We start from the raw sequence: 2,732 nt of genomic DNA, 5'->3' as shown, positions 1-2,732 counted from the left end.
GGGTGGCATTAACATGCTTAAGTCTTTGCTGGCCCCTTATGTGGACATTCAAATTATGCCTACCGGTGGTATTAATACCTCTAATATCAACGACTACCTTGCCTTGCCACGAGTGCTTGCTTGTGGGGGCTCATGGATGGTGGACAAGGGCATGATTGCCCGTGGTGAATGGGAGCAGATTGGTCAGCTAGTGAGAGAGGCGGTGGCCTTGGTGAATAACTAACTGGCTGTGTAATGGCCCTTAAATAACAACCCGCTTTAGGCGGGTTGTTTGTTTTCGGTGATAAGGTTGTGTTCTGTGTTTTTCAAACAAGATCTTGTGAAGGTGTAGCAGCTGATGGCCGATGGCAAGTTACGCGCCAGCATGATGCTGACCCATACCTTCGACTTCAACACCATTGGCGAGCATTACCAAGAACAGGTAGTGAACAATAAAGGTTTGTTAAAAGGCATTATTTCGTTTTAAACGCGTAAGCCGGCTGAAGCACCGTGAAGAGTGCTCAGCCAGCCTTCTTTCGCCCGTTCCGTGGCTTATTCAAATAAACCCTGTGCCTCTTTCCTTTCTCAGGCTTTCAATTAACCGCGCTCATCAGAGTATTTGCTTTGCGTACCTTGAAAACTTGACGCGATGTGCAAAAAACATTTAGTTACAACTAGTTATTTGTATGGTTTGTGTGCAGAAACGGTAATATAGGAGGATTGCTGTTGATTAAGTCATTAGGTGAAGGGAAGGCATGCAACAAGTCGGTATTTATGAGCAGCTAATTACTCAGCTGATCGCTAGTAGAATTGATCGAGATAAATTCTATGTGGGCGAGCGAGAACTAAACAGCAGTGAAGCCTCAATTTGGTTATCGCGTTTTTTATCCCAGATCCTAGAGTATGCTCTTGAGTCGGTTCCAAACGGTGATGACCGTCTACAGCAGCAGATTGCCTTGTCTAACCAACTGTTACTTTGGCTAAAGGATCAGATTCAAAATAATGACTTTATTGAAGATAATTTACTTAGCAGCCAAGGTAAGATTCTTACCGCGTTGTATGAATTAGAAAATCCGGTTTCAGCCGACTTAAAAAACTATATTCATGATATTTTTCCGTTAACCGGCTTAACCCAAAGCGAGCTGTTTTGTGGCTGTAATGCAGGCTTATCACTTGAATCTGAACTTAAGAGGGAAATCTTATCTGCAGATAGGATCTACTGGTTAGTATCATTTATTAAGTGGGCGGGAATTCGCATTTTTCGTAAAGAGCTGGAGGAATTTACCGCAAGCGGTCGTGAGCTAAAAATTATCACCACATCCTATATGGGAGCAACCGACGCTAAAGCGGTGGAATATTTGGCAAGCTTACCGAATACCCAAGTTAAGCTTAGCTACAATACCAATCGCGAGCGCTTACATGCCAAGAGCTACTTGTTCCTGCGAGATACCGGCTTTCACACCGGCTATATTGGTTCTTCCAACCTATCGTATTCTGCTTTAACCAACGGTTTAGAATGGAATTTAAAAATCACCTCGAAAGAAATTCCACATATTATTAATAAGTCGTTGAGCACCTTTGAAACCTACTGGGAAGCAGATGATTTTGAGCTATTTAGTGGTGATGCACAGAGTAGTGAAAAACTCAAAAAAGCCTTAAATCAGCAGCGAGGTGAGCATGATACTAGTTCATCACATTATTTTGATTTAACGCCCTTCCCTCACCAACGTGAAGTCTTAGAGCAACTTGCCGCGGAGCGCAGTGTTCACCAGCGCTTTCGTAACTTAGTGGTGGCAGCAACCGGCACAGGTAAAACTCTGATATCAGCCTTTGATTTCGCCCGTTTCGTTAAAACTAAACCGCAAGCAAAGTTCTTATTTGTGGCTCACCGTGAAGAGATATTAAAACAAGCAAGGTCGGCTTATCGAGGAGTATTGCGTAATGCTACCTTTGGTGAGTTGTGGGTTGGCGGGCATACACCAGAAAACTATCGGCGGTTGTTTGTTTCTATTCAAACCTTAAACAATCAGTTGAGCCAGCTTAATTTAAGTTCTGATTACTATGACTATATCGTCATTGATGAAGTGCATCATATTGCGGCAACGAGTTATCGCGCGCTGTTGGAACATTTTGCGCCTTCTATATTGTTAGGCCTTACAGCTACTCCAGAGCGACATGATGGCGGCGATATTTTAGCTGATTTTGGTGGCGTGATTGCGGCCGAAATCCGCTTGCCGGAAGCGATTAACCGTCGTCATCTTTGTCCATTTCAGTATTTTGGGATCGATGACGATACCGACCTACGAACTGTTCCTTGGTCTCGAGGTCGCTATGATATTGCTAAATTAACCAATCTATATACCCACAATCAAACGCGCTTTGATAAGATCTTTTTGAACATGCAGGAGCTGATTACTGACATAGGCAAAATGAAAGCTTTAGCCTTCTGCGTGAGTAAAGAGCATGCTCAGTACATGGCACAGCAACTATTACTAAAAGGAATAAAAGCCGATGTGCTCACCAGTGATAACAGCCATGAGCGCCAGCAACAACAGCAGGCGATTCGCTCTGGTTTGATTAATGTGCTCTGTGTAGTCGATATTTTCAATGAAGGTGTCGATATACCTGAAATAGATACTTTACTGTTTTTACGCCCCACTGAAAGCTTAACTATTTTTTTGCAGCAACTTGGACGAGGCTTAAGGCTTGCGGATGATAAAGAGTGTTGCACGGTGTTGGATTTTGTTGGTAAT

2 protein-coding genes and 1 pseudogene are annotated in these 2,732 nt (G+C 43.3%); all 3 read left to right on the top strand.

Features of this window, described 5'->3' with window-relative positions:
* A pseudogene (locus ACQY6Q_RS11590) lies at positions 1 to 223 on the top strand (bifunctional 4-hydroxy-2-oxoglutarate aldolase/2-dehydro-3-deoxy-phosphogluconate aldolase); the annotation flags it as partial.
* A gap of 114 nt (positions 224 to 337) precedes the next feature.
* Positions 338 to 466: a hypothetical protein gene (locus ACQY6Q_RS11585; protein WP_427981600.1), complete on the top strand. Its 129-nt coding sequence runs from the start codon at positions 338 to 340 to the stop codon at positions 464 to 466.
* A 268-nt stretch (positions 467 to 734) separates the two neighbouring features.
* Positions 735 to 2,732 (top strand): DEAD/DEAH box helicase family protein (locus ACQY6Q_RS11580; protein WP_427981598.1); only part of this gene is annotated, 1,998 nt, incomplete at its 3' end.

Source organism: Agarivorans sp., from assembly GCF_050295395.1.
Classification (GTDB): domain Bacteria; phylum Pseudomonadota; class Gammaproteobacteria; order Enterobacterales; family Celerinatantimonadaceae; genus Agarivorans.
Note: the sequence above shows the minus strand (reverse complement) of the source record. Positions and strands in the feature narration are given on the sequence as shown.